A 25,221-nucleotide genomic window follows, 5' to 3' on the forward strand; every position below is an offset into this window, starting at 1 on the left:
AGGGTGCCGCGGCCGCTCCGCGTTCGTGTCGTGGCGGTCGCTACCGCCTCGGCGGGATCGCGATGCCCTTGCGGTAGTTCGTGTCCCGACCGTCGGGACGGTACTTGTTCTCGACGTTGCCGGCCGCGTCGACCGAGAACCAGTTGATCCTGGTCCCGTAGGGCACGGTCAGGGTCTCCGCGCCCTCGCGGATGCCCGCCGAGCCGTAGAGCGTCGACGAGTACGTCGGCCTGCGGCCGTTCAGCGTGTAGAAGACCGCCGCCGGCTCGCTCACCTCGAACTTGACGTCCACCATCCCTGGTGTGGCACTGCGGCTCACCGAAAGGTCGCTCTCCGGCCGTCGGCGATCGGTGTCGAAGTCACGCGCCACCCGCATCATCTCGACGAGCCCGTTGGCGAACTCCATCGTCTCGTCGTGCGCCTCGGCCCACTCCGGCTGGAACGAGGTGCCGACCTCGAAGTTCCAGGCGTAGATGCCGTACTTGTACCAGAGCATGTCGCCGGAGTTCCCCGCCGCCGAGTAGAGCACGTCGGAGATCGGGCCGGTACGCGCCGGGGTGACCGCCATGTTCCGGTGCCGCTTGATCGAGGTCAGGATCCGTGACGAGGCACCCCAGAAGAAGGACTCCTCGCCGAGGGTCGGCCGGGGCGCCGAGATCCGGTCCGGCGTCGAGTACGCGCCCGGCGACCACATGAAGTAGTTGCCGGAGGAGTGCAGGTTCATCGAGAACTTGATGTTCGGCCGGGAGGCCAGCCAGTTGAGGTTCCGGTTCTCCGGCTCCGACAGCTCGCTGGGCCCGGCGTACGTGCCGCTGGTGCAGCTCGACGACGCGCCCGAGTAGCCGTCGAAGAGGCTGTACTCGGTGTAGTTACGGTTGTTGTCCACGCCCCACGAGTCGCGGCCGAGGGCGTCCGCCGACCCGGTCTGCGGGCAGTGGTTGGTCATGTTCTTGCGCTGCGAGTTGAAGTCGTAGAACGAGTAGTGGCCACCGTCGGGGTTGATCGACGGAGCGATCCAGATGTCGAGGTTGTCCAGGAGATCCCGGGTCTTCCGGTCGTGGCCGTAGTTGCGCAGCAGCCGCTCGGCGGTCTCCAGCGTGACCAGCGGCGGTACCCACTCGCGGGCGTGTTCCTGGGCGTACGCGAGGACACCCATCTTCGAGCTGTTGCGGTGCTTGCCGAGCCGGATCGCGTACACCGGATGCGGGTCACGCGACACGCTGGCCGGGGCGCTCAGCCCGTCGGTCAGCGGTGTCGGTGCGGCCGGCGCCACCACGCCGTCGCCGACGCTGCCCCGGTAGGTGTACGCGACGACGAGCGACCCGGCGGTGGCGTTCAGCGCCGCGACGACCTGGGCGGCGGTGCTGGTCACCGCCCCGGCGGCGTCGGTGGCCAGGCTGACCCGGATCGCGGTGCCGGTCACGCTCACCGACAGCGCCTGGTCGGCGGCGCCGGGGTTGGCGAGTTCGACGGCGATGTCGTTGCCGCCCTCGTGCCCCCAGGCCTTGGAGTCGACCGCGACCCGGTCCGCGTTCGCGGCGCCGAGAACGGTCTGCGCCTTACGCCGGTAGCCGTTCGTCTTGTACGGCAGCGTGACGACCTCGGCCAGCTTCGGGTACTGCTTGGCGAGCTGGTGGATCCGGTCGTACAGCTCGGTCGGGGTCAGGTAGCTGGCGATGAAGTCCTTCTGGTAGCCGGGTCCCTCCGGGTTGTCCTTCGGGATGGGCAGCCACTGGTTCACCTTGACCACGGTCACGCCCCCGGTCGGGCTCGTGATCTGGATGTAGTTCGGGCGGGCCGTCACCGTCGAGGCGCCACGGTGGTAGAGGTACACCCCGGCGTCGACGAAGCGGGAGATGGTCTGGGTGCCCCCGGACCCCATCGCCGTGCCGGGGCCGCTGTCCCGGCTGACGGTGAGGGCGTCGGTGGCGGTCTGCCCCTGCGCCCACTTCGCCTCGACGGAGAGGACCTGGTCGGTGCCGGAGGTGTAGTAGTCGGCCCGAATGATCTTGACGTCGGAGGTCGGCTGGGTACCCCTGCGGGCCTGGTTCCCGCTGAGCGCCTCGTTCTCCGCGATGTGGGCCGCGATGGTCGCGTCGCGCTCCGCGATCCGCTGTGCCGAGTCGCTGGGCGTGAAGAGCACCTTGCCCAGCCGGTAGCCGCTCGCCCGCAACGCGGCGACCTCGTTCGGCGTGACGACGGCGTGCACCACGATGGCGCTCTCGGTACGACTCACGTGGTGGTCGAGGTCGACGCCGGTGGCGACCAGCTTGTCCAGCTCGGCGCTGTCGGCGAGCAGGATCTCTACGACGCTCGTCTCCTCGCCCGCGAGCCGTCCGAGATCGACATGCCCGTCGGATCCGGAACCGGAACTCGACGGGTCCGGGCCTGTCGCGACCGCTGGGGCCGGGGTGACCAGTAGCGCACCGACGAGGGCGACCGATGCCGCGAGGTAGACGCGGCGTCGCCATCGAGGGGCAGGAAGATCAGACATGGCGTTGCAACCCTTTCTGCGCAGTTCTCCTACGCGGGGTCGGCCGTCGGGGTACGACGACCGCTGGATGACACGCAGGATGCAATGCCGCCTGGATCGGCGGCGGTCCTTGCTACTGCCCGGGCTGGCTAAATCTTGGAGGCGCCGTGATCGATCTGTCAATCGTCGGTCACAGTGGAGGGCCCCGCCTAGCCGCAAGGGGCGGCGGTGCCGGGGTCAGGCCTTCCGCAGGCCGGCCGTGAACAGTTCGATGTTGAGCGGTGGCCGGGGCGGGGTCGGCTCCGGGCCGGATGCTCGCGTCGAGTGTGTTCCGGGTGGTGTCGAGTTGGAGCGTGGCGAGCAGGCCGGTCGGGCATCCGGTCGGCGCGTGCGGCAGCGCGGGAATCTCCAGCCCTGGTATCGCCATCAGAAGGCTTGCCGCGGGCGACAAGTGTGGCCGCCGCCGTCGTGAACCGTCCCGGAGTTGATCACTTCCGGTTCGCGTCCACGGGCGGTACCTCGTGATACCGCGGTATGACGCACCATCCTTCACGGCACCGGCGTGCACAGTTTGACGGCCCCGGCGGCGCTTGTTGAGTGGACGGCTTGTGCGGTGGTCCCGGTCCGATCAGGCGCACGGCGGATGCGAGATGGTGAAGTGGGCCGAGGTGTTGCCCCAGCCGCCGTCGGGCTCCCCGCAGCCCGACCAGCGCTGCCCGGTGAGCTGGGACTTGTGTGGTGTGGCGAAGTAGGTGACGAGGAACCGGGTGTCTGCGGCGGCGGCCGCGGAGGCGGTCGGATGGGACGCGACGAGCGGCCCGACCAGGATGGCGGCGAGTCCGACGGTGCCGAGCCTCCACAATGTAGTCATCCCGTCGGGTTAGGTGACCTAACCTGATTTACGGCGGTCGATCCCGCGTACGGCCCGCGCGGTGTCCCGGCAACTGTCCGACCCCGCTGGCCCCGACGGTCGCGGATCGGATGCCGACGGGTCCGAAAACGACTCTCTCCGGGAAGTCGGCCGTCGGAGTCGGCCGGCCGTACCGGGTCGCGGAGTAGCGCTACCGGACGCCTATCGCCCTGCTCCGGTCGGATCGACGGCCGTCATACCCCGGCCCGTCCCGGTGGTGCGGACCACGAGTGGACCCCGGCTTCCCAGCGCCCAGACGCAGAGCGCGAAGCAGCAGAGCCCGGCTCCCGTGATCGTGACCGCCGTCCAGCCGCCCACGGACCAGAGCGCGGTCGCGGCGGCGGAGCCGATCGCACCGCCGATGAAGTTGCCGACGCCGAGCGCCGTGTTGAGCCGGCTGCGCGCCTCGTCGGAGACGGCGAACAGCCGTGCCCGGTTGAGGATGCCCTGCCCCTGAAGGGCGACATCGCACACGATGATCACGACGATGACGAGTACGACGGACCGGCCGGCGAAGGTCGCGAGGGCGAAGGCGCCGAGGGCCAGTAGCCATGCCGTACCGGTGGCGGGAAGCGACCAACCCAAGTCGTGCAGGCGACCGGCGTGCTGTACGGCGAGGGCGCCGGCGAGGCCGACCAGCCCGAACAGCCCGATCACCCGTACCGGGTACCCGAACGGCGGGCCGCTGAGCAGGAACGTCAACGCGGTCCAGAGCAGCGTGAACGCGGCGAATCCGGTGGCGGCGAGGACCAGCGTCCAGCGGACCGTCCGCTCGCGGGCGACCACCGCGCCGACCGAGGCGAGGAGCGCCGGGTACCGCAGCCGGGTCCGCGGGGCCAGCGGCGGGATGGCGCGGTGCAACAGGATCGCCAGCAGGACGGCGACGACCGAGGCGAGCGCGAAGACCGTACGCCAGCCGGCGGCGTCGGCGACGAAACCGCTGAGCGTACGGGAGGCCAGGATGCCGGTGAGGGTCCCGGACCCGATGACACCGACTACCCGACCGCGCTGGGCGTCGCCCGCCAGGTCTCCGGCGAGCGGGGTGAGGACCTGCCCGGAAATCGTCGTCACGCCGAGCATGCCGACCGCGAGCAGGAGTACGCCGATCGACGGCGCCAGCGCGCAGAGCAGCAGTACGACGGCCGAGGTCAGCACCATCACCGGGACGAACCGCCGACGGTCGAGGACGTCACCGAGCGGTACGAGCAGCAGTACGCCGAGCGCGTACCCGACCTGGGTCGTGGTGACGAGCCATCCGGCCGTCGCGGTCGACGCGCGCAGGTCGTCCGCGATGAAGCTGAGCAGCGGCTGCGCCCAGTACAGGTTGCCGATTGCCGCGCCCGCCGCCACCGCGAACAGGAACGTCCGGCGGCGGCTCATCGCCGACGGCGGTGACCCGGAGGATGTCGTCACCCGTTGCTCCTACGTCAACCCGCTGCCGTAGGCAAGCAGGTCCGAGACAGCGGGTTCGTTGGCGGTGGTGGGTGTCCGGCCGACCCGAGCCAGCCGGCGCCCGGGTGCCGCTACGGCCTACCCGGTGCTGGCTCCGCCGGCCGGCGGTAGGCGCCGTACCACCAGATCAGGGCCAGCTCCCGGGCGAACGCGGCATCGTGCTGGGAGTTCCCGACGGTGATGTGGTCGAGGATGGCCTGCTTGCCGCCCATGACGATCACCCGGCCGGCGCTGACCAGGTCGAGGTCGGCGGGGCTGCGACCGGAATCCTGTTCGTCGCGGAGCACCGCGATCGTCCGGTCCGTGAACCGGCTGAGTCCCTCGTACCAGAAGTCGCGCACGGTGGCGTCGTAGCTGGCGACCTCGGCGATCGCCCGCAGTACCACGGCGTGTTCCCGGTAGATCCCCACCACCTGACGGAAGCCGTCGGCGAGACGTTCGAGGCCGTCGGACGGCTCCCAGGCCGAGGCGATGTCGAACGACCTGTCCACCACCGTGGTGGCGAGCCGCAGCAGCAGGTCGGTCTTGTCGCGGAAGTGGCTGTAGAAGGTCGAGCGGGCGACCCCGGCCTCGGTGGAGATCTGTTGTACGCCGAGTTCGGTGAAGTTCGCGCCGTTGATCAGGAGGCGCCGGGTCGCGGCCAGGATCTCCGTCTCGACGAAGGCACGCCGGCCGGGATTCGGTGCGCGTCTTCGGGTAATCGAGGGCATGCGCGGATCCTTGGTGTCGCGGCCCGGCGGTGCCCGTGCGTCGCCGCACGTTCGGTTCGCCCTTGCCGAACCAACACTACACGTTGTCCGACACCGTGTAGTGTCAAGTCCGGACACCATGTCCGACGGAGTGACCGGCTCGATGCCGGTACGCACAGTAGTCGTTCTGCCGAGCGGGACGTACAGGTACAAGAGGAGTTACTGGTGAAATATCGCCTGTTGGGGCGTACCGGGGTGTGGGTCTCCGAGATCTCCCTGGGCACGATGACCTTCGGTGGCAAGGACCACCCGGTGTTCAGCAAGATGGGTGCACTCGGGCAGGAGGAGGTGGACCGGGTCGTCGGCACGGCACTCGACGCCGGGGTCAACTTCATCGACACCGCCGACGTCTACGCCGACGGCGAGAGCGAGGAGCTGCTCGGCCGGGCGATCGGGCAGCGGCGCCGGGACGTGGTGCTCGGCACCAAGCTGCTCGCACCGGTCGGGCCGGGGCCCAACGACCAGGGGCTGTCCCGGATGCATGTGATGCGGGCCCTGGACGACAGCCTGCGCCGGCTGCGGACCGACTACATCGACCTCTACCAGATCCACAACCACGACCACGTGACGCCGATCGAGGAGACGCTGAGCGCACTCGACGACGCGGTACGGCAGGGCAAGGTCCGCTACATCGGCTGCTCCAATCTCGCCGCCTGGCAGATCAGCAAGGCGCTGGGCGTCTCCGCGCTGCACAACCAGGCGAGGTTCGTCGCGAACCAGATCCACTACTCGCTGGTGTCGCGCGACGCCGAACGCGACCTGGTGCCGATGGCCCTGGACGCGGGGCTGAGCCTGACGGTCTGGAGCCCGCTCGCCGGCGGATTCCTCTCGGGCAAGTTCGACCGGGGCGGGGCCACCACCGAGCAGAACTCCCGCCGGGCCCAGGTCGGCGTCGACTTCGTCCAGTTCGACGAGGAGAACGGCTACGAGGTGGTCAACGTGCTGCGGACCGTCGCCGCGCGGCACGAGGTGAGCCCCGCCCGGGTCGCGATCGCCTGGCTGCTCGCCCAGCGCGCCGTCACCAGCGTCATCGTCGGTGCTCGGAAGCTGGACCAGCTCACGGACAACATCGCCGCCAGCGGCCTGACCCTGAGCGAACAGGACCTCGCCGACCTCGACGAGGTGAGCCGGCCGCCGGTCGCCTACCCGAACTGGATCCAGGAGGCGTTCGGCCCGGGCCGGATCCCGGCCAGCAACCGAGCCTGATCCGGTACGTCGGATGTCGGGCGCGGGCGACGACCCGGCCCGACACCCGGCGCGACCACCGGTGACCGACCACGACGGCTCACCGCCGGTGACCGACCACGACGGCTCACCGCCGGTGACCGACCACGACGGCTCACCGCCGGTGACCGACCACGACGGCTCACCGCCGGTGACCGACCACGACGGCTCACCGCCGTGGTCGAGCCTTGACCGCCCGGGTGGCGAAGTAGCCGGGCAGCCAGCCGGCGGTGGCGTCGGACTGGTGCGGCGCCTCGTCGAACCCGTCGATCACGAAGCCCGCGGCGAGCTGTCCGCCGATCTGCCGGGCCAGGGTGTGGCTGTACTCCAGCGGTGCGTCCGCGCCCCACAGGCGTTCGCGCGTCTCGGCGGGGACGTGGGTGAGGTCGCTGTACGGCAGCCGGTGGCTGACCACCAGCTCGCCGCGCTTCTCCATCACCTCGTGGTCGAACAGGTAGACGTCGGGGTTGAGGAAACCGCACAGCAGCACCCCGTCCGGGCGCAGCACCCGGAAACACTCCCGCCACACCGGAGCGAGTTCGGGTACGAAGAGGTTCGAGACGGGGTTGAAGACCACGTCGAAGGAGGAGTCGGCGAAGACCGACAGGTCGCGCATGTCACCGAGGACGGTCCGCAGTTGCAGGCCGTCCCGGCGGGCGACCATCTCGTCCTGTTCGAGCTGGCGCGGCGAGTTGTCGAAGACGGTGACCCGGGCGCCCACGGCGGCGAGCGTCGGACCCTGCTGCCCGCCACCGGAGGCCAGGCAGAGCACGTCCGCGTCGGCGAGATCGGGCGGGAACCAGGACCGGTCGACGGGCCGGTAGCCGATGAGTACGACCGACCAGTCACCGGCCCGGGCCCGGGCGATCGTCTCCGAGGAGACCGGACGTGACCACTCGTTGCCCTCGTCGACCTGCCGGTCCCAGGCGGCCCGGTTGTGCGCCACCGGATCAGGATTCATCGCCCCACGTTAGCGGCCACGGCAACGAACATCGCGGAAGTTTTCGGCACACGCCGCGCCGTCCCGGCTGACCAACGCCGCGGAGGCGCAGTCGGAGAGCAGGCCGTAGTCGGCGATCATGGCGGCGGACACCCCGCGCGAATACCCAGGCACGCCGCCAGTACTGCCGGACCCGGCCGATCCGAGGTCCAGGCAGTGCAACCGGAACGCTCCGCCGCTGGTCCTTTCTGAAACGTCGTCGATCCGGGGAGAGCGTGTGGAAGCCGAGGACAAGGTGCGCCAGGCGTACCAGGTCTCCTACCGGCGGCTGGTGGGGCAGGTGTTCGGCCTGGTCGGCGATCTGGCCGAGGCGGAGGACGCGGTGCAGGAGGCGTTCGCCCGGGTGCTGACCTCGCCGAGGGCTTTCATCGAGGCCGACGACTCCGAGCGGTGGCTGCGGGTGGTGGCGCTCAACGTCGCCCGGACCCGCTACCGCCGCCGGTGGCTCTTCGAGCGGCTGGTCCGCACGGGCCGGGTGGAAGCAACTCCGGCCGCGGCGCCACCGCTGTCCGCGGACCGGGTGGCGCTGCTGGCCGCGCTTCGCCGACTGGCACCGCCGACCCGCGAGGCGGTGGTCCTGCACCACCTGGCCGACCTGCCGGTCGGCGAGGTCGCCGCCACGCTCGGGGTGCCGGTGGGCACGGTCAAGGCGCGGCTGGCCCGGGGCCGGGCCGCGCTCGCCCGCTACCTCGCCGACGAGGACCCCACTGTGCTAACCGAGGAGGTACGTCATGCGTGAACCGCACTTCGACAACCTGCGCGCCTACGTTGACGATGCCGCCCGGCAGCCCGACTTCGCCGTCATCCGTCAGCGGGCGGTCCGGGTACGCCGTCGGCGTCGTGCCACCGCGTCCAGCGCCGCGGCCGTGGTCGCCGCCCTGTTCGCGACCAGTCTCGGGTACGCGACCGCGGGCGGCCCGCAGGCACCGGATCCGACGCCGTCCGTCAGCGCCGTTCCGGACGTCGGCTGGCCCCGCGTCACCAGTGTCGTGGCCACCGGATCCACTGATCTCTACGCGGTGTTCGAGCCCTGCCGGGACTGTGCCGCGCAGCTGTACGCCTCGGACGATGCCGGCGCCAGCTGGCAGCGCCGCGCCGCGCCGCCCCGTTCGGCCGACGACGTCGGCGGCATGCTCGTCTCGTTGGGCGGGAACGCGCTCGCCTGGCGGGAGTCCAGGAGGGTCCTCCTGCTGGAGGAGGTCGAGGTCGGACGGCTGCCGTCCACCACGCAGTCACCGACCGTCCCGCCGAGTCCGCCGGCGCCCGACCGGCTCTGGATCACCGTCGACGGGGGCCGGACCTGGCGCCGGCCCGTGGTCGACCCGAAGCCGGTGACCGCCGTGCCCCCGGGTACCCGGCCGGTCGACTGTCAGCTCGTCGGGCGGCCGTCGCCGTGCAAGATCTACGCGGTCGACCCGGTCAGCGGCCGGTTCGCGCCGCTGGTCCGTCAGCCCGGGATCACCGTCGAGGCACGCTGGACGGACCGGGTGGTCGTTCCGCTCGGCGCCCAACTGTGGGTACCCGGACTGGACCCCGCCAGCGGCAGACCGGCCGTCGCGTCCAGCGCCGACGGTGGCCGGACCTGGAACACGACCGTGTTCGGCGGCGGGGAGCAGGAGCGGAACCCCGCATTGTCGACGGTGACCGCCGGCACGGGCGACACGGCGTACGCGCTGGTCTACCGCGACGACCACAGCCGGGACCCCTACCGGACCACCGACGGCGGCGCCACGTGGCGACCGGTGCGGGGCGGCGCGCTGACCGACATCCCGGCGCGGGGGCTGGTCACCACCGACGGTGCCCACGTCGTCAGGTCGAGCCAGGGGTTTCAGGTCAGTCGCGACGGTGGCCGGTACCAACCGGCGACGCTGCCCGGCTACCCGGCCGATCTGCTGCAGCCGACCGCGGGCGAGGTCCCCGTGCCGCAGGCGGCCAAACGCTACCTGGTCTGGTCGGAGTCCTATCTCTACCTCTCGGACGACGGCTGGACCTGGCGGCAGGTGGACATGCCGTAACCCGGTCCGCTCGGGCTGCCCGTACCGACTTCTGACCGAGGAGCGTGTCTTGGCAGTCGATCACGCCTGGGCGCCGACCGCCGGCGGCAGTAGAGGGCGGACCGGTGACCGCCGGGTGGCGGGCCTGGACGGGCTTCGTGGCCTGGCCGCCCTGTACGTGCTGGTCCACCACTGCTGGTTGCTGACCTTTCCGGGGTACCCGGCCAACACCGGCCCGGACTGGCTCGGCTGGCTGGTGCACGGCCGCCTCGCCGTCGTCGCCTTCATCGTCCTGTCGGGCTTCTCGCTCGCGATCTCGCCGGCCCGCGACGGATGGCGGCTGGGCGGCGTGCTGCGGTTCGCCCGGCGGCGCGCTCGGCGAATTCTGCCGCCGTACTGGCTGGCGCTGGTGCTCAGCTGCGTGATCGCGAGCGCCGTGCCGTCGTTGCCACTCAGTGCGCCACCGTCCCTGGGATCGGTCGTCGTCTACGGGTTGCTGCTCCAGGACGTCGTCGCGGCACCGGCCCCCAACGGCGCGTTCTGGTCGATCGCGGTGGAGGCGGGCCTGTACCTGACGTTCCCGGTCCTGCTCCTGATCCGTCGGCGGGCCGGCGCGGTGGCGACCCTCGCCGTGGTCACCGTGTCGGTGGTCGTGATCGGCCTGCTCTGGCCGTCGGTCTCCACTACGGCCAAGGCCACCGGGTACACACTGGAGCTCGCCCCGCTGTTCACGCTCGGCGTGCTGGCCGCCGGGGTGGTCGCCGCCCCCGGGTGGATCCGTCGCCTGCCGTGGCCCGGGCTGGCCGCGCTGGCGGCCGCGCCGGTGCTGCTGCTGGTGGCCGGCCAGGGTTCGGTCTGGACGGTGCGGCACTACTACTGGGTGGACCTCGCGGCCGGTCCGGCGATCGCCCTGCTCCTGGCCGCCGTGGCCACCCGCCGGCCGGCCCTGCTGGTCCGGCTGCTGGACAGTCGGCCGCTGCGGGCGCTCGGCGGGTTCTCCTTCAGCCTCTACCTGATCCACCTGCCGATCGTCGCGCTGGTCGGCCGTCGCCTCGTGGCGCCGTACGTTGTGCCCGGACTGCCGGCGTTCTGGGCCACGCTCGTGGTGACGGTGCCGATCTGCCTGATCGCGGCCCGGGTGCTCGCGGCGCTCGTCGAGACTCCGTTCCAGCGGCCCGGTCCCGGGAGCCTGGAACGAGGGATCGAAGATCAGGAGCGTTATTCGCACCGTCCACGGTGGCGCCGGCGGTCGATCGTCATTGCCGTCCAAGCCTTTTGTTGCTACGGACAAAAGTGTGGGTTGTTCCGTCGAAAGATCTAGACATGTCGACGGCAAGACGGTTAGGGTCGGACAACATCAGCAGGTTTCATCGAGGTAACCGGCGGCGCGGTTAGCTCACCGTCTGAGAGTTCCGGCAGGACCGGGGGAGAACGCTCCCCGGGTCGGCGGTGCCCGCAGACCCGCCCCGGCGCGGCCCCCGCGCCGATCATCCGCGTACCTCCGAATCGACACACTCTGTCCACACGCCAGCCCCGACGGGCGGGCAGCCGCAACCCCGGACCCACCCATCGCGGACCGAGCCGGTGTGCGGTCTGTCGCCATGTCATCCGTCGATCCACGCGAAGCCCCCTACGGGTCGGCGACGTTCCCGCACGACTCGCGAAAGGTGTGTTCGACATGCCAGCTCTTTCCGCGCGATGTGGCCCGGCACGGCGCCCGCGGCTGCTCACCCGGCTCAGCACGGGCCGGCGCAGCCGACCGATGAGGATGCTCGCGGCAATGGCCGTCCTGCTCGCCGGCTCCGCGCTCCTCGCCGTACCGGCCGGCGCCCGCCCTGCCGACTCCGGGTCGACGACGTCCGGCGGCGCGTCGGCCGGGCAACTCCAGGCCCAGGTGCTCACCTGGACGGCCGGCGACAGCGTCCAGTCGTACGTCTCCGCGCCCACCACCGCCGTCGCGGGGCCGACCACCCTCGTCTTCGAGAACAGCGCCGCAACCGGCAACACCAGCGGCATGCAGCACACCCTCACGTTCGACACGGGCAGCACCGAGTACAACCGCGACGTGGTCGTCGACATCCTGGCCGACCCGTTCGACGCCAACCAGGGCCGGTGGACCCTCGACGTGGTGCTCACCGCCGGCACCTACCGCTACTTCTGCGCGATCCCCGGACACGGCACGATGACCGGGCTGCTCGTCGTCAGCGGCGGTGACCAGGACACGACCCCGCCGACGGTGACCGCGGCGGTCACCGGTGAGCAGAACGACGACGGCGCGTACGTCGGCGCCGCCACGGTGACCCTCTCCGCCACCGACACCGGATCGGGCGTCGGCCGGGTCGAGTACGCGGTGGACGGCGGCCCGTACGGCACCTACTCCGCTCCGGTGACGGTGAGCGCGCCGGGGCAGCACACGGTGACGTACCGGGCCACGGACGTGGCGGGTAACACCTCTGCGGTGCAGTCGGCGGCCTTCGAGGTGGTGGCGCCGTCGGATCCGGACACCACCGCGCCGACGGTGACCGCCGCGGTGACCGGTGAGCAGAACGAGGACGAGGCGTACGTCGGGATGGCGACGGTGACCCTGTCGGCCACCGACGCCGGATCCGGGGTGGAGCGGGTCGAGTACTCGCTCGACGGTCAGGCGTACGCCGCTTACTCCGCTCCGGTGACGGTGAGCGCGGCCGGGCAGCACACGGTGACGTACCGGGCCACGGACGTGGCGGGTAACACCTCTGCGGTGCAGTCGGCGGCCTTCGAGGTGGTGGCGCCGTCGGATCCGGACACCACCGCGCCGACGGTGACCGCCGCGGTGACCGGTGAGCAGAACGAGGACGAGGCGTACCTCGGGATGGCGACGGTGACCCTGTCGGCCACCGACGCCGGATCCGGGGTGGAGCGGGTCGAGTACTCCCTCGACGGGCAGGCGTACGCCGCTTACACCGCTCCGGTGATGGTGCACCAGCCGGGCCGGCACACGGTCAGCTACCGCGCCACCGACGAGGCGGGCAACACCTCCGCCCCGCAGTCCGTCGCGTTCGAGGTGGCCGACACGTCGACTCCGGACACCACCCCGCCGACCGTGACCGGCGGGGTCACCGGCGACCGCGACGACAACGGCGGGTACCTCGGTGCCGCCACGGTGACCATCTCCGCCACCGACACCGAATCGGGTGTCGAGCGGGTCGAGTACTCCCTCGACGGGCAGCCGTACGCGGCGTACACCGCCCCGGTGACCGTCAACACGCCCGGCCAGCACACCGTCGACTACCGGGCCACCGACGAGGCGGGCAACACCTCCGCCCCGCAGTCCCTCGCGTTCCAGGTGGTCGAGCGGCCGAACCCGGACACCACCGCGCCGACCGCGACCGCGACCGTCGCCGGCAACCGGGACGGCACCGGGGCCTACCTCGGTGCGGCCACCGTCACGGTCTCCGCCACCGACGCCGGATCGGGCGTCGGCCGGGTCGAGTACTCCCTCGACGGCCAGCCGTACGCCGAGTACACCGCTCCGGTGACGGTCAACCAGCCCGGTCAGCACACCGTCTCGTACCGGGCCACGGACGTCGCCGGCAACACCTCCACCCCCGGCTCGGTCTCGTTCACCGTGGCCGCCCCGCCCAACGCCGACACCACCGCCCCGACCGTGAACGCCGCGCTGACCGGGCAGCAGGACGGAAGCTGGGCGTACGTCGGCAGCGCCACCATCGTGCTCACCGCCGCCGACACCGGATCCGGTGTCCACCGCGTCGAGTACGCCCTGGACGGGCGGGGCTACACCGTCTACTCCGGACCGGTCACCGTCAACACCCCCGGTGCGCACACGTTCAGCTACCGGGCCACCGACAAGGCCGGCAACGTCTCGGGGACCGCCTCGGCGACGTTCACGGTGGTGGAGAGCAGGCCGCCGGCGCCGACCTGCCAGGTGACCGACACCCGGCCGACGGTCTGGCTCGGCACGCTCAACAGCGGTGTGCCCAGCCGGGTGGTCGAGGGCCGCTGCTCGATCAACGATCTGATCGACGACGAGCGGGCCTGGCCGAGCCACAGCGAGTTCGTGGAGCACGTCCGGGCGATCGCCGAACGCCTGCACCACCGGGGCCAGATCCTGCTCAGGGAGCAGAACGCCCTGGTACGCACGGCCCGTGAGTCCGCTGTCGGCAAGTCCGAGCAGAAGCAGGGCTACCTGCCGCTGCTCGACCGCTCCGCCGCCTCGTTCAAGCTGTGGGAGCAGGTCGGTGCCGGCGGCTTCCGGCGCAACGCCGACGGTTCGGTCACCAGTCGGGCCGTCGACGGCCTCGGCATGCTCTGGTTCCCGGTCCGCACCTACGGCGACTTCTCCCTCAAGCTCCAGTGGCGCGACGACGCCCCCGGTGACGGCCGCGCCAACAGCGGGGTCTTCGTCCGCTTCCCCCAGGTGCACCAGCACCCGCAGGAGTCCCGCCCCGAGTGGGTGGCCATCAAGTACGGCCACGAGCTGCAGATCTACGACCGCACCGACGGCGACCCGTACAAGAGCGGGTCGGTGTACGGATTCGACCGGGTCGACCTCGACGGCGCACAGGTCGCCCCGAAGGGCACCTGGAACGACTACGAGATCCGCGTCGTCGGCCAGCACTACTCGGTGTTCCGCAACGGCAAGCTGCTCAACGAGTACGTCAACGTTCCCGGAGCCGTCTTCACCCCGCCCCGCGCCGACGATCCCGGCGGCGCCGGCCGCCAGCACCCGAGTGGCTTCGTCGGCCTGCAGAACCACGGCGTCGGGGACATCGTCAGCTTCCGCAACATCAGGATCGCCCCGCTGACCCCGTGACGCCGGCACCGCACGCCGTCTGATCCCGCCCACCAGCGCCATCGGTGCTAGCCGAGCGATTGGATAGAACGTTGGACAAGGAAACGAACGACATCGGCGGGGTCGTGCTCCCGCCGCCCGCCGGCGGGTCGGATCCCCGCCCGGCGTCGCCGGGCCGGCTGCTCGGCACCGGCGCCGGCCGGGCCGTCCTGGTGGCGGCCGTTATGTTGGTGACGCTCGTCGGCGCGGGCGGGCTGGCCCTGGCCGGCGGCACCACCGCCCGGCCGGCCGAGCGGGCGGTCGAGGCCGCTCCGGCGGCCCGCTCGGCGGAGCGGCCGGAGGGCTGTGTGACGCCGGACCGCCGGTTGCAGCTGTACGCGGTCGAGCTACCCAAGGACCCGGTGACCAACCAGGTACGCCTCGGCTACGGCCTCACCCCGCAGACGGCCTCCTATCCGGGGCCGACGATGGAGATGATCGAGGGGGAGTGCCTGGCGATCACCCTGCACAACCAGGTGCCGGCCGCGACCCTGGAGCAGCTGCGCACCGATGCCGCGCATCCGATCGGCGTCTCGCTGCACGTGCACGGCGTCAAGTACACCCAGATGTCCGACGGCACCGTGCACAGCAACTCCTTCGTGCCGCCGGGCGGGTCGCGGACGTACGTCTGGTTCGCCAAGCCGCGTACGGCGACGTCGCCGGGTACGGCCGGCTACTGGTGGTACCACGACCACGTCGTCGGCGGGCCGCACGGCACCCAGGGGCTCCGCTCCGGGCTGTTCGGCGGTCTCGTGGTACGCCGGCAGGGAGATACCCGGCCCGACCGGACCTACGTGACGGCCTTCGGCGACCGGCAGACCATCAACCTGCGGCGCAGCGCGGAGGCGGACACCTGTGATCCGGTGAATCCGCAGCCCGGCCCGACCTGCCTGGTCGCCAAGGTCGGCGAGCGGGTCGAGTTCATCGTGATCGGCATCGGCGACGACATGCACACGTTCCACGTGCACGGGCACTCCTGGGCGGACACCCGGACCGGCATGGTGGAGGGCGCCAACAAGGCGCTGATCGACTCGATTCCGGTCATCGACAACAAGACTCTCGGCCCGGGTGACACCTTCGGCGTGCAGTTCGTCGCGGGCGACTCGGTGGGGCCGGGGCACTGGATGCTGCACTGCCACATGCAGTTCCACTCCGACCTGGGCATGTCGACGACGTTGCACGTCCTCGACGAGAACGGGCAGATGATGCCGCACGCCGGTAGCCACACCCCGTCCGCACCGGCCCAGAACGCGCCGGCGCAGAAGGCACCGGCACAGGGCGCAGCGCACCCGAACCACCGCTGATCCGGAGCACCCACACCTCGACCCCGACACCTCTGCCATCGCCCGAAGGACTCTTCGTACCCCCTCTGAGGAGGAGAAATGGCTCACCGACGCCATTTTTTCCAGCTGTCCCGATCGGTCGGGCGGCAACGTCCCGGCCCCGTCGACCTACCGTCCCCCGCGCTCGGCCCCGTACCCCGGCGTCGCGTCGCCGGACCGTTCCGCCGTGCGGTCGCGCTGGCCTCGGGCGCCGTACTCACGCTCGGTCTGTTGAGCGCGCCGGTCGCCGCCGCCCCGGACCAGAGCGTCGGCGCGGTCGCACCGGCCTGGACCGGTCGGGCCGTGAACGTCCTGGTCTTCCACGGCCCGGCCGCGTCCCAGGACGACCCGGTCGCCAAGGCCGTCAGCAGCATCCGCAAGCTGGGCAACGAGAACGGCTTCACCGTCCACGACTCCGACGACCCGTCGGTCTTCACTCCTGACAACCTGGACCGCTACCGCAGCGTGGTGTTCCTGTCGGCCAACGGGGTGACGCTGAACGACACCCAGGAGGCGGCGTTCCAGGCGTACGTCAAGGGTGGCGGCGGCTTCGTCGGAATCCACGACGCCGCCCGCGCGCAGCCCGGCTCCGAGTGGTTCACCGGTCTGATCGGCACCCGTCCGGCGGCGACCCTGCCGAACGCGGAGAAGATCGCGAGCGTCACGGCCAGCGGCGGCAACCCGCCGAACGAGGTCGTCGAGAACCTGATCGACGGGGCGACCGGAACCAAGTGGCTGACCCGTACGCCGACCGGCTGGGTGGTTGCCAAGCTCGCCGAGCCGAAGGCCATCGCGCAGTACGCGCTGACGTCGGCGAACGACTTCCGGGGCCGCGACCCGAGGGACTGGACCCTGCAGGGGTCGGCCGACGGCACCACCTGGACGGACCTGGACCGCCGGACCGGGGAGACGTTCTCCCAGCCGTTCCAGACGAAGCAGTACACGTTCACCAACACCCAGGCGTACCAGCACTACCGGCTGAACATCACCGCGAACAGTGGTGAGCCGCTGATCCAGCTCGCCGAGCTGTGGCTGATCGGCCCGGACGCCGGACCCGCACCGGAGAGCAAGGTGCAGGAGGCCGTGGTCGCCGTGGTCGACCGGCAGCACCCGGCGAACAAGGGCCTGCCGCTGAACTGGACCCGGTCCGACCAGTGGATGAACTGGGACCCGAGCCCGGTCGGCCGGGTGCACACGATCGCCCAGGTCAAGGAGAACACCTACCAGGCGGGGCTGGGTGGCAACGGCGCGTTCCACCCGATCTCCTGGTGCCGGGACTACGACGGCGGTCGGTCGTTCTACACCGGCATGGGACGCACCGAGGCCAGCTACACCACCGACACCCAGTTCCGGGGCCACCTGCTCGGCGCCCTCCAGTGGACGACGGGCATGGTCCGCGGCGACTGCCAGGCGACCATCGCGGCCAACTACAAGATCGAGCGGTTGACCGCCACCAACCAGTCCGGTCAGCTCGACCAGATCGGTGAACCGCACGGCCTGACCATCGCGCCGGACGGCAAGGTCTTCTACATCGGCAAGGCCGCCTGCCCGACCGGGCCGGTCGCCGACTGGGCCAACCCGAACGTGGGTCTGGGCTGCGGCACGATCCACCAGTGGGACCCGAAGAACAAGCAGGTCAAACTGCTGACCACGCTCAAGGTCATGGGCAACCGGGGCAGCGGCAGCGAGCTGGTGAAGAACGAGGAGGGCCTGGTCGGGATCACACTCGACCCGAAGTTCGCGGAGAACGGCTGGTTCTACGTCTACTGGATGCCGCACGAGTCGATCGACCGGGAGCGGCGGGTCGGCCAGCGTACGGTCTCCCGGTTCACCTACGACCACGGGCAGCAGTCGATCGACCAGGGCACCCGCAAGGACCTGCTGCACTGGGACACCCAGATCCACAGCTGCTGCCACGCCGGCGGCGGAATGACCTTCGACGAGTCCGGCAACCTCTACATCGGCAGCGGTGACAGCAACTCCTCCGGCGGGTCGAACGGCTACTCCGGGAACAACTGGACCCAGGAGTACGCGGGCATCTCGTTCCAGGACGCCCGTCGTACCTCCGGCAACACCAACGACCTGAACGGCAAGATCCTCCGCATCCACCCCGAGCCGGACGGTACGTACACGGTTCCCGGCGACAACCTCTTCACCGGCCAGGAGCAGGGCGGCGGCAAGACCCGGCCGGAGATCTACGTGATGGGCGTCCGGAACATCGCCCGGATCGCCTGGGACCCGGTCAACGACTGGCTCACCGCAGCCTGGGTCGGCCCGGACGCCGGCGCCCCGAGCCCGGAACTCGGTCCGGCGAAGTACGAGACCGCCACGGTCATCACCTCGGCGGGCAACCACGGCTGGCCGTACTGCATGGGTAACCGGCAGCCGTACCGGGACCGCAGCAGCACCGACGCCACCGTGCTGACCGGCTGGTACGACTGCGACAACCCGAAGAACGAGTCGCCGCGCAACACCGGTCTGGTCAACCTCCCGCCGGTGCGGGACAACATGATCTGGTACTCGCCGCAGGGTGGCGGGCCGATCTTCCCGAAGCGTGCCGACGGCAGTGGCCTGCCGACCTACAAGGCCGAGGACGCCACCTTCACCCAGCCGTACGTGAGCGGCGGCGGCCAGGCCATCATGGACGGCCCGACGTACCAGCGCTCGAAGGTCGACGTGAACAGCGGCGTGGCCTGGCCGGCGTACTGGGACAACAAGTGGTTCATCGGCGACCAGTCCAACGCCAACAACCGGATCGCCGTCACCGTCGACCCGGGTACGGCCCGGGAGGCCGGGGCGCCCGCCTTCGCCGAGGACCTGCGCAGCATCATTCAGGGCGGCAACGGTGCGAGCCAGCTCCAGTCCTGGATGGACGCGAAGTTCGGGCCGGACGGCGCGCTCTACATGCTCGACTACGCCAGCGGCTTCTTCAGCCTCCATGCGAACCAGAAGCTGGTCCGGATCACGTACCAGGGTGGCCAGGCCACTCCGAACCCGGGTCTGGCGACGGCGCAGTCGGTCACGCCGAGCCAGCCCCGGACCATCGGGTTCTCCGCGGCCAAGGTCGGCGGTGTGGCCTGGGAGTGGGACTTCGGCGACGGCAGCAAGGTGTCGACCGCGGCCCACCCGACGCACACCTACAAGCGGTACGGCACCTTCGCCGCGACGCTGAAGGTGACGTACGCAGGTGGTGAGGTGGTCACCGGGAAGGTCGACGTCAACGCCGGCTGTGGTGCCGCCGACGCGCGGCCGACGGTCTGGATGCTGGACAGCGACACCGGGGTGGCCAACCGGCAGGCCGGTGGCGGCTGCACGATCAACGACCTGATCGACGACGAGACGACCTGGCCGAACAGGGCCTCGTTCGTCACCCACCTCGACGGGGTGCTCGCCGAGCTGAGCGCGGCGCACGTCATCGACAACCGCGAGGCGACGACGCTGCGTCGGGCCGGGAAGCAGTCTCCGATCGGCGCCACCAACGGCTACCAGCCGATCTTCGACGGTTCGGCGAAGTCGCTCGCCGGCTGGCGCCAGGCACCCAGCGGGTCGTTCTCACTTCGGCCCGACGGCTCCATCCGCAGCGCCGGTGGCCTCGGCATGCTGTGGTACGCGGACCAGCAGCTCGCCGACTACTCGATCAAGGTGCAGTTCCGCGACATCTCGCCGGAGAACGTCCGGGCCAACAGCGGAATCTTCGTCCGGTTCCCGGATCCGAGGACCCCGCTGAACCAGCGTCCGGCGGGCAGTTGCGGCACGCTGGGGTCGGCCCGTAGTTCCCAGGCCTGGGTCGCGATCTACTGCGGTCACGAGATCCAGATCTACGACGGCGAGACAGGTGAGCCGCAGAAGACCGGCTCGGTCTACAACTTCGCGCCGAACACCCTGGACAAGGCCGGGGCGACGCCGAAGAACCAGTGGAACGACTACGAGGTCCGCGTGGTCGGCCAGCACTACACGATGATCCGTAACGGTGTGGTGATCAGCGAGTTCGACAACACACCGGGCAAGCAGTCGTCCCGCCAGGGCGACCCGTCCACCGATCTGCGGCAGTTCCTGAGCGGTTTCGTCGGGTTGCAGAACCACGGCACCAACGACCTGATCGAGTTCCGCAACATCAGGGTGCGCCAGCTCTGAGCGAGGGGTGCCGGATACGGGAGCGACTCCCGTATCCGGCACCTGCACCGTCTGGCGCGACCTTCCGCAGCCGTCAGTGCTGTGCCGAGAGGTAGCCACGGGAGAACGCGGTGGCCACGGCTGCCGCCCGGTCGTTGACGCCGAGCTTGGCGTACACGTGCAGCAGGTGGGTCTTGACCGTCGCCTCGCTGATGAACAGCTGTTTCGCCGCCTCGCGGTTGGTCGAGCCCCGGGCGATCAGCGCCAGTACCTCCAGTTCACGCTGTGACAGCGGTTCCGAGGCCGGCTGTCGTATCTGGCCCATGAGCCGGGTGGCGACGGCGGGGGAGAGTACCGCCTGTCCCCGGGCGGCCGCCTCGACCGCGCGGAACAGTTCGTCCCTCGGCGCGTCCTTGAGCAGGTAGCCGGTGGCGCCGGCCTCGATGGCGGGCAGGACGTCGCTGTCGGTGTCGTACGTGGTGAGCACCAGGATCCGGGCCGGCACACCGCGTCTGGCCAGTTCCTTGATCGCGGTGACCCCGTCGGTCCTCGGCATCCGCAGGTCCATCAGGATCACGTCGGGTTGGAGCCTTTCTCCGGCAGCGATGGCCTCGGCGCCGTCGCCGGCCTCGCCGAGCACGTCGAAGCGCGGATCGGCGCTGAACATGCCCCGCAACCCGTCCCGGACCACCGGGTGGTCGTCGACGATCAGTACTGAGATCAATCCGTACCTCCTGCGGGGATTGCCGGCACGATCGCCGAGATCGCCGTTCCGCCACCGGGCTCGGACTCGATTTCCAACCGGCCCGCGAGGCGCTGCGCCCGCTGCCGCATGCCGGCGAGCCCGAACCCGCCGTTCGCGGACCCGTTGGTGCGCTTGGCACCCGGCTCGAAGCCGATCCCGTCGTCCCGTACGTCGAGAGTCACCAGGTCCTCCATGTATGACAGGGTCAGGCCGACCCGGCTGGCCCGGGCGTGTTTGGCCACGTTGGCGAGTGCCTCCTGCGCGGTCCGCAGCAGCGCCACCTCGACGTCGGTGTGCATCGGCCGGGCGTCGCCGGTGGTGGTCAGCACCATGTCGATCTGGTGCACCTCGGCCCAGCGCCGGGCCACCTCGTTGATCGCGTCCGGCAGCCGGGCCTCGGCGAGCATGGACGGCTCCACCGCGTGGACCGTCCGGCGGGCCTCGGTGAGGCTCTCCCGGGCCAGGTTCATCGCGTTCGTCACGTGCCGGCGTGACGTCGACGGATCGCCCAGGGTCTGCTCGGCCGCCTGTAGCTGGGTGAGGATTCCGGCGAGGCCCTGGGCGAGGGTGTCGTGGATCTCCCGTGCCATCCGCTGCCGCTCGTCGAGCACCCCGGCCTCGCGGGCCTGGACCAGCAGTTGCGCGTGCAGGCCGGCGTTCTCCGCCAGCGCCGCCTCCAGCTTGACGTTGGCCTCGTGCAACTCGACCAGCGCCCGCTTCTGCTTGTGGTTGCGCTGGTCGGCCAGCTCGGCGAAGTGGAAGAACGCCCCGGCCAGCAGGATGCTGACCAGGCTGACCGCGATCCACTCTCCCCACGCTCCCGCGATGATCTCGGCGGCCCCACCCAGGTACCCCACCGCCGAGATCGTCGCCGTGGCGGTGACGCCGGCATAGCGCCAGCGGCCCTGCAAATACACGATCGCCTGGGGGTAGCCGACGAAGGTGAAGAGCGCGTAGATCGGTGCGACCGCGACCAGCCCGGCGGCCAGCACCATCAGGCCCGTGTAGTACAGCCCCATCAGCGGGCGGTTCTGGTGCCACTGCGGATGGAGGGTGTGGAACCAGAGCAGCCAGAGCGTGGCCGCGGGCGCCAGCCCGAGCACGGTCGGGACGTGCACCGGCATGTCCCAGGTCGGCTGGAGCAGCGTGAGGAGGGTACTGGCCGCCAGGAGGAGGTACGGCAGGACCTTGAAAAGCGCGATCTCCTTGCGCTCCCAGCGGTCGAACTCCTCGCGCAGCTCCGCCTCGATGCTCATGACCTCACTCCCAGCGGAAGTACCGCGCGGCCAGTCCACCGGCCACGATCGTCCATCCCAGCATGACAGCCAGGTGCAGCGGCTGCGGCCAGTGCCCGGCCGTGGCGTCCTGCATCGCCTGCACGGCGGCGCCCAGCGGGGTGAAGTCACTGATCGTCCGCAGCAGGTCGTTCATGCCGTCGCGCGGTACCCAGAGGCCGGCGAAGAAGACGATCGGGAAGAAGAGCACGGTTCCGATCGCTCCGGCGCTCTTGCCGGTCGGCGCGAGCGCGGCGACGAGCAGACCGATCGCGAACATCGCCAGCGCCGCCAACACGTAGCCCAGCAGGTACGCCGGTAGCTGCCGGGGCAGGCTCACGTCGAACACCAGCCGGCCGATGGCGAGTACGACCGTCATCGTCGCCACGGACAGGATCGTGGACATCAGCAGCTGCGCACCGAGCATCAGCTCCGGCTTCACCGGGGTGGTCCGCATCCGGCGCAGCACGCCCCGCTCCCGGTAGCTGGCGAGGAGCTGGGAGAGGCTGTTGAGGGCGAACATGGCCAGGCCCATCGCGACGATGATCGGCACGTACAGGTCGATCGTCCGCAGGCCGCCGATGGACTCGTCGGGTTCCCGAAACGCCGGGATCGCCCCGAGGATGACGAGCAGGAGTGCGGGAAACGCCAGCGCGAAGAACACGATCATCGGCTCGCGGAAGAAGAGTCTGGTTTCGGTGACGGTGAGCCGGGACAGGGCGGACACGATGTTCTCCTCAGGCTTCGAAGGATCGGCCGGTGAGCGCGACGAAGGCGTCCTCCAGCGAGGTCTGCTCGATCCGCAGGTCGGCGGCGACGACCTGGTTGCGGGCGAGCACGGTGGTCACCGCGAGCAGCAGGTTTCCGGTACCGGTCACCACGAGCTGGCCGCCGGCCCGCTCGACCGACGTCACCTCGGGCAGCACGGTCAGTACGGCGTGGTCCAGCGGCACCGACGGCCGGAACCGGACCCGCTGCCGGTCGTCGACCTTCGCGACCAGCCCGGCCGGGGAGTCGAGCGCGACGAGCCGCCCCGAGTCGATCACGGCGAGCCGGTCACAGAGCCGTTCCGCCTCCTCCATGAAGTGCGTGACCAGCAGGATCGTCACGCCCCGGTCGCGGATGTCCTCGATCAGGTCCCAGGTGTCGCGTCGCGCCTGCGGGTCCAGGCCGGTGGTGAGTTCGTCGAGCACCGCCACCGTCGGGTTGCCGACCAGCGCGAGCGCGATCGACAGCCGCTGTTTCTGCCCGCCGGACAACCGCCGGAACTGCGTGTCGAGCTTGCCGGTGAGCCGCAGCGTGTCGACCAGATCCCGCCAGTCGGCCGGCTCGCGGTAGAAGGAGCTGTACAGCGCCATCGCCTCGCCGACCGTGAGCTTGTCGGGCAGCTCGCTCTCCTGGAGTTGTGCGCCGAGCAGTTGCCGCAGCTCACCGGTGTCGCGTTGCGGGTCGATCCCGCAGACCCGGATGGCGCCGCCGTCCGGGGTACGCAACCCCTCGACGCACTCGACCGTCGTGGTCTTGCCGGCCCCGTTGGGACCCAGGATGCCGAAGATCTCGCCCTGCTCGACGGCGAAGCTGATCCCGTCCACCACGGTGTGCTCGCCGTAGCGCTTGACGAGGCCGTCTACCTCGATGATTGCCATGACGAAAGCCTGCCGTCGACACCAGATGCGCCGAATCGACCGCGTGGCCGGGACTTCTCCGGACCCTGGTGGGTGGCCTCCATCCACCGGTTGGTGGATGTCGGATCAACAGGGTGGCCGCACGTCGGAGCCCCTCTCGTACCCACACCACGCGCCGGGCCGTCCATCCGCTGTGGCCGGGGCGCCGCACCGGAATCGCCGGCCATTCTTCCGGCTATTGATAGCTGTCGGATCACGGACTGGCGACTCCATCGTCCACATTTCCCTTGCTGATTAACTGCTGTGAATGTTAGCGTCGGCGCAACCGGGGAGTAATAACCGTTCGAACGGGGCCATGTTGGTTGAACGGGAAGCGGGGATTACATGTTAAGACGAACAATCGGTACGACTCTCGCCGCCATTGGGGCAGTTCTGGCGATGCTGACGGTGACGGGCGCACCGGCATCCGCCGACTCCTTCTACACCGGGGGAACGGCGAACAGCATCTGGAACTTCACGATCGGCAGCACCACCTACTACCAGAACCACGGTGGTGACGACTTCGCATTCGATGTCACTTCGGGTATCGCGACCGACATGCGGTGGCAGAAGTGCTCGGATTCGAGTGTCATCGGTAGCATCATGTACAACATCACGCCATCCGGCGGCTACCGCGTGCTGGGAACGAACTTCCTTGCCGGCACCTGCCTGCGCATCCAGTTCCGGGGCTACACCTCGACCGGTGCGTTCAACGGTTACACGTACTGGAATTACAACTTCGCCTAATCCCTAGGGTCCGGGGTGGACGTCGCCCCGGTTCCTAGAGCGGCGGGCCTGGCAAGGATCTCTCGACTCGACGAGGTCCTTGCCAGGTTGCCGTCCCCCACCGGAACCGACATCAGATATAGGATCCCGTCGCAGGCCGGGCGCGACGGGCACTCGGAAGGATAGGAATGATCTCTCGACCACGGCTGGCTGCCGTTCTGATCTTTGTCCTGGTGGCCCTTGCCGGCTGTTCCCAGAATCCGTCGGAATCCGGCGACGGCTCCGTCCCGGGTCGTGACGAGCCGGCGACGGGCAGCTCCGCCGACGCGCAGAACAAGGAGGGCGAGCGGCCGGAGGGGGCGGGCCCGGCGACCACCCGGGAGAAGTTCCTGCCGGTCCTCACCCAGGCCCATGCCGGGGTCTCCTGGCCATCGGCGTACACGATGACTCCCGACGATCTCTGGGGCTTCATGGCGTCCGGCGCGGCGGACACGTCGTATTCGCAATCCGACGCCACCGACATGGTGACGATCTGGAACACCTGCGCCTGGATCCTCCAGCTCATCGACGACACGAAGGCCGGACGGTCGATCGACAAGGACGTGGCACAGTTGACCAAGCTCGGTGAGGGGCCCGCCGCCAGCTTCGTCGGCCGGATCGTCTCCGACGCCAAGCTCGGTGAACTCGGCACGGCACGTCAGTTCGTGACGGCGAACGGGTGTGAGAAGGGCTTCGGGGATTGAC

Annotated in this window: 18 protein-coding genes; 9 read left to right on the forward strand and 9 right to left on the reverse strand. The window is 70.2% G+C overall.

Going from position 1 to position 25,221, the window contains the following annotated elements:
• Nucleotides 1-40: 40 nt before the first annotated feature.
• The 4 genes from H4W31_RS25065 to H4W31_RS25080 all read right to left on the reverse strand — a co-directional run bounded on the left by H4W31_RS25065 (nucleotide 41) and on the right by H4W31_RS25080 (nucleotide 5,545).
• Nucleotides 41-2,494 (reverse strand): M14 family metallopeptidase, encoded by a 2,454-nt coding sequence (locus H4W31_RS25065; protein WP_192768890.1) that lies wholly within the window; start codon nucleotides 2,492-2,494, stop codon nucleotides 41-43.
• A gap of 607 nt (nucleotides 2,495-3,101) precedes the next feature.
• Complete coding sequence (locus H4W31_RS25070) at nucleotides 3,102-3,344, reverse strand: hypothetical protein (RefSeq protein ID WP_192768891.1); 243 nt, start codon at nucleotides 3,342-3,344, stop codon at nucleotides 3,102-3,104.
• Nucleotides 3,345-3,545: 201 nt separating this feature from the next.
• Nucleotides 3,546-4,796 carry an MFS transporter gene (locus tag H4W31_RS25075; protein WP_318783390.1) on the reverse strand — a complete coding sequence of 417 codons (1,251 nt, stop codon included), beginning with the start codon at nucleotides 4,794-4,796 and terminating at the stop codon, nucleotides 3,546-3,548.
• A gap of 110 nt (nucleotides 4,797-4,906) precedes the next feature.
• Nucleotides 4,907-5,545 carry a TetR/AcrR family transcriptional regulator gene (locus H4W31_RS25080; RefSeq protein WP_192768892.1) on the reverse strand — a complete coding sequence of 213 codons (639 nt, stop codon included), beginning with the start codon at nucleotides 5,543-5,545 and terminating at the stop codon, nucleotides 4,907-4,909.
• Nucleotides 5,546-5,749: 204 nt separating this feature from the next.
• On the opposite strand from H4W31_RS25080, the gene H4W31_RS25085 reads away from it, so the two are divergent.
• On the forward strand, nucleotides 5,750-6,790 hold the full coding sequence (locus tag H4W31_RS25085; protein ID WP_192768893.1) for an aldo/keto reductase: 1,041 nt from the start codon (nucleotides 5,750-5,752) through the stop codon (nucleotides 6,788-6,790).
• Between the two features lie 187 nt (nucleotides 6,791-6,977).
• Here H4W31_RS25085 and H4W31_RS25090 read toward each other — a convergent pair whose 3' ends face one another.
• Nucleotides 6,978-7,769 (reverse strand): class I SAM-dependent methyltransferase, encoded by a 792-nt coding sequence (locus H4W31_RS25090; protein ID WP_192768894.1) that lies wholly within the window; start codon nucleotides 7,767-7,769, stop codon nucleotides 6,978-6,980.
• Nucleotides 7,770-8,025: 256 nt separating this feature from the next.
• On the opposite strand from H4W31_RS25090, the gene H4W31_RS25095 reads away from it, so the two are divergent.
• The 6 genes from H4W31_RS25095 to H4W31_RS25120 all read left to right on the forward strand — a co-directional run bounded on the left by H4W31_RS25095 (nucleotide 8,026) and on the right by H4W31_RS25120 (nucleotide 20,089).
• A complete protein-coding gene (locus H4W31_RS25095) occupies nucleotides 8,026-8,547 on the forward strand; it encodes a sigma-70 family RNA polymerase sigma factor (protein ID WP_318783391.1) in 522 nt (173 codons plus the stop codon).
• The gene (locus tag H4W31_RS25100; RefSeq protein WP_192768896.1) at nucleotides 8,540-9,823 is read left to right on the forward strand and encodes a sialidase family protein; all 1,284 of its coding nucleotides are present in this window, start codon (nucleotides 8,540-8,542) and stop codon (nucleotides 9,821-9,823) included. The genes H4W31_RS25095 and H4W31_RS25100 overlap by 8 nt, the downstream gene beginning before the upstream one ends.
• Nucleotides 9,824-9,872: 49 nt before the next feature.
• Nucleotides 9,873-11,123, forward strand: coding sequence for an acyltransferase family protein (locus tag H4W31_RS25105; protein ID WP_192768897.1), 1,251 nt, complete (start codon nucleotides 9,873-9,875; stop codon nucleotides 11,121-11,123).
• A 441-nt stretch (nucleotides 11,124-11,564) separates the two neighbouring features.
• The gene (locus H4W31_RS25110; protein ID WP_404825619.1) at nucleotides 11,565-14,615 is read left to right on the forward strand and encodes an OmpL47-type beta-barrel domain-containing protein; all 3,051 of its coding nucleotides are present in this window, start codon (nucleotides 11,565-11,567) and stop codon (nucleotides 14,613-14,615) included.
• A gap of 71 nt (nucleotides 14,616-14,686) precedes the next feature.
• The gene (locus H4W31_RS25115; RefSeq protein ID WP_225945667.1) at nucleotides 14,687-15,937 is read left to right on the forward strand and encodes a multicopper oxidase domain-containing protein; all 1,251 of its coding nucleotides are present in this window, start codon (nucleotides 14,687-14,689) and stop codon (nucleotides 15,935-15,937) included.
• Between the two features lie 78 nt (nucleotides 15,938-16,015).
• Nucleotides 16,016-20,089: a ThuA domain-containing protein gene (locus H4W31_RS25120; RefSeq protein ID WP_192768899.1), complete on the forward strand. Its 4,074-nt coding sequence runs from the start codon at nucleotides 16,016-16,018 to the stop codon at nucleotides 20,087-20,089.
• Nucleotides 20,090-20,162: 73 nt separating this feature from the next.
• On the opposite strand, the gene H4W31_RS25125 is transcribed toward H4W31_RS25120, so the two are convergent.
• From H4W31_RS25125 to H4W31_RS25140, 4 genes are read right to left on the reverse strand one after another with little or no spacing between them, the layout of a single operon-like run.
• Nucleotides 20,163-20,792, reverse strand: a complete 630-nt coding sequence (locus tag H4W31_RS25125) for a response regulator (protein ID WP_192768900.1) — start codon at nucleotides 20,790-20,792, stop codon at nucleotides 20,163-20,165.
• Nucleotides 20,789-22,069 (reverse strand): sensor histidine kinase, encoded by a 1,281-nt coding sequence (locus H4W31_RS25130; protein ID WP_192768901.1) that lies wholly within the window; start codon nucleotides 22,067-22,069, stop codon nucleotides 20,789-20,791. The genes H4W31_RS25125 and H4W31_RS25130 overlap by 4 nt, the downstream gene beginning before the upstream one ends.
• Before the next feature lie 4 nt (nucleotides 22,070-22,073).
• Nucleotides 22,074-22,814, reverse strand: a complete 741-nt coding sequence (locus tag H4W31_RS25135; RefSeq protein ID WP_192768902.1) for an ABC transporter permease — start codon at nucleotides 22,812-22,814, stop codon at nucleotides 22,074-22,076.
• A 10-nt stretch (nucleotides 22,815-22,824) separates the two neighbouring features.
• Nucleotides 22,825-23,733, reverse strand: a complete 909-nt coding sequence (locus H4W31_RS25140; RefSeq protein ID WP_192768903.1) for an ABC transporter ATP-binding protein — start codon at nucleotides 23,731-23,733, stop codon at nucleotides 22,825-22,827.
• A gap of 417 nt (nucleotides 23,734-24,150) precedes the next feature.
• Between H4W31_RS25140 and H4W31_RS25145 the strand changes: the two genes are divergently transcribed.
• Both H4W31_RS25145 and H4W31_RS25150 read left to right on the forward strand, forming a co-directional pair.
• On the forward strand, nucleotides 24,151-24,498 hold the full coding sequence (locus tag H4W31_RS25145) for a hypothetical protein (RefSeq protein ID WP_192768904.1): 348 nt from the start codon (nucleotides 24,151-24,153) through the stop codon (nucleotides 24,496-24,498).
• Between the two features lie 167 nt (nucleotides 24,499-24,665).
• Entirely contained in the window at nucleotides 24,666-25,220 is a 555-nt protein-coding gene (locus tag H4W31_RS25150; protein ID WP_192768905.1) for a hypothetical protein, read from the forward strand.
• The last annotated feature ends 1 nt before the right edge of the window (nucleotide 25,221 follow it).

Source organism: Plantactinospora soyae, from assembly GCF_014874095.1.
GTDB classification, from domain to species: domain Bacteria; phylum Actinomycetota; class Actinomycetes; order Mycobacteriales; family Micromonosporaceae; genus Plantactinospora; species Plantactinospora soyae.

Bases quoted from the DNA above. Each gene is read 5' to 3' on its own strand.
- H4W31_RS25065 (WP_192768890.1), bottom strand. From the start codon at position 2,494: ATGTCTGATCTTCCTGCCCCTCGATGGCGACGCCGCGTCTACCTCGCG.
- H4W31_RS25070 (WP_192768891.1), bottom strand. From the start codon at position 3,344: ATGACTACATTGTGGAGGCTCGGCACCGTCGGACTCGCCGCCATCCTG.
- H4W31_RS25080 (WP_192768892.1), bottom strand. From the start codon at position 5,545: ATGCCCTCGATTACCCGAAGACGCGCACCGAATCCCGGCCGGCGTGCC.
- H4W31_RS25090 (WP_192768894.1), bottom strand. From the start codon at position 7,769: ATGAATCCTGATCCGGTGGCGCACAACCGGGCCGCCTGGGACCGGCAG.
- H4W31_RS25100 (WP_192768896.1), top strand. From the start codon at position 8,540: ATGCGTGAACCGCACTTCGACAACCTGCGCGCCTACGTTGACGATGCC.
- H4W31_RS25110 (WP_404825619.1), top strand. From the start codon at position 11,565: ATGAGGATGCTCGCGGCAATGGCCGTCCTGCTCGCCGGCTCCGCGCTC.
- H4W31_RS25120 (WP_192768899.1), top strand. From the start codon at position 16,016: ATGGCTCACCGACGCCATTTTTTCCAGCTGTCCCGATCGGTCGGGCGG.
- H4W31_RS25130 (WP_192768901.1), bottom strand. From the start codon at position 22,069: ATGAGCATCGAGGCGGAGCTGCGCGAGGAGTTCGACCGCTGGGAGCGC.
- H4W31_RS25140 (WP_192768903.1), bottom strand. From the start codon at position 23,733: ATGGCAATCATCGAGGTAGACGGCCTCGTCAAGCGCTACGGCGAGCAC.
- H4W31_RS25145 (WP_192768904.1), top strand. From the start codon at position 24,151: ATGCTGACGGTGACGGGCGCACCGGCATCCGCCGACTCCTTCTACACC.
- H4W31_RS25150 (WP_192768905.1), top strand. From the start codon at position 24,666: ATGATCTCTCGACCACGGCTGGCTGCCGTTCTGATCTTTGTCCTGGTG.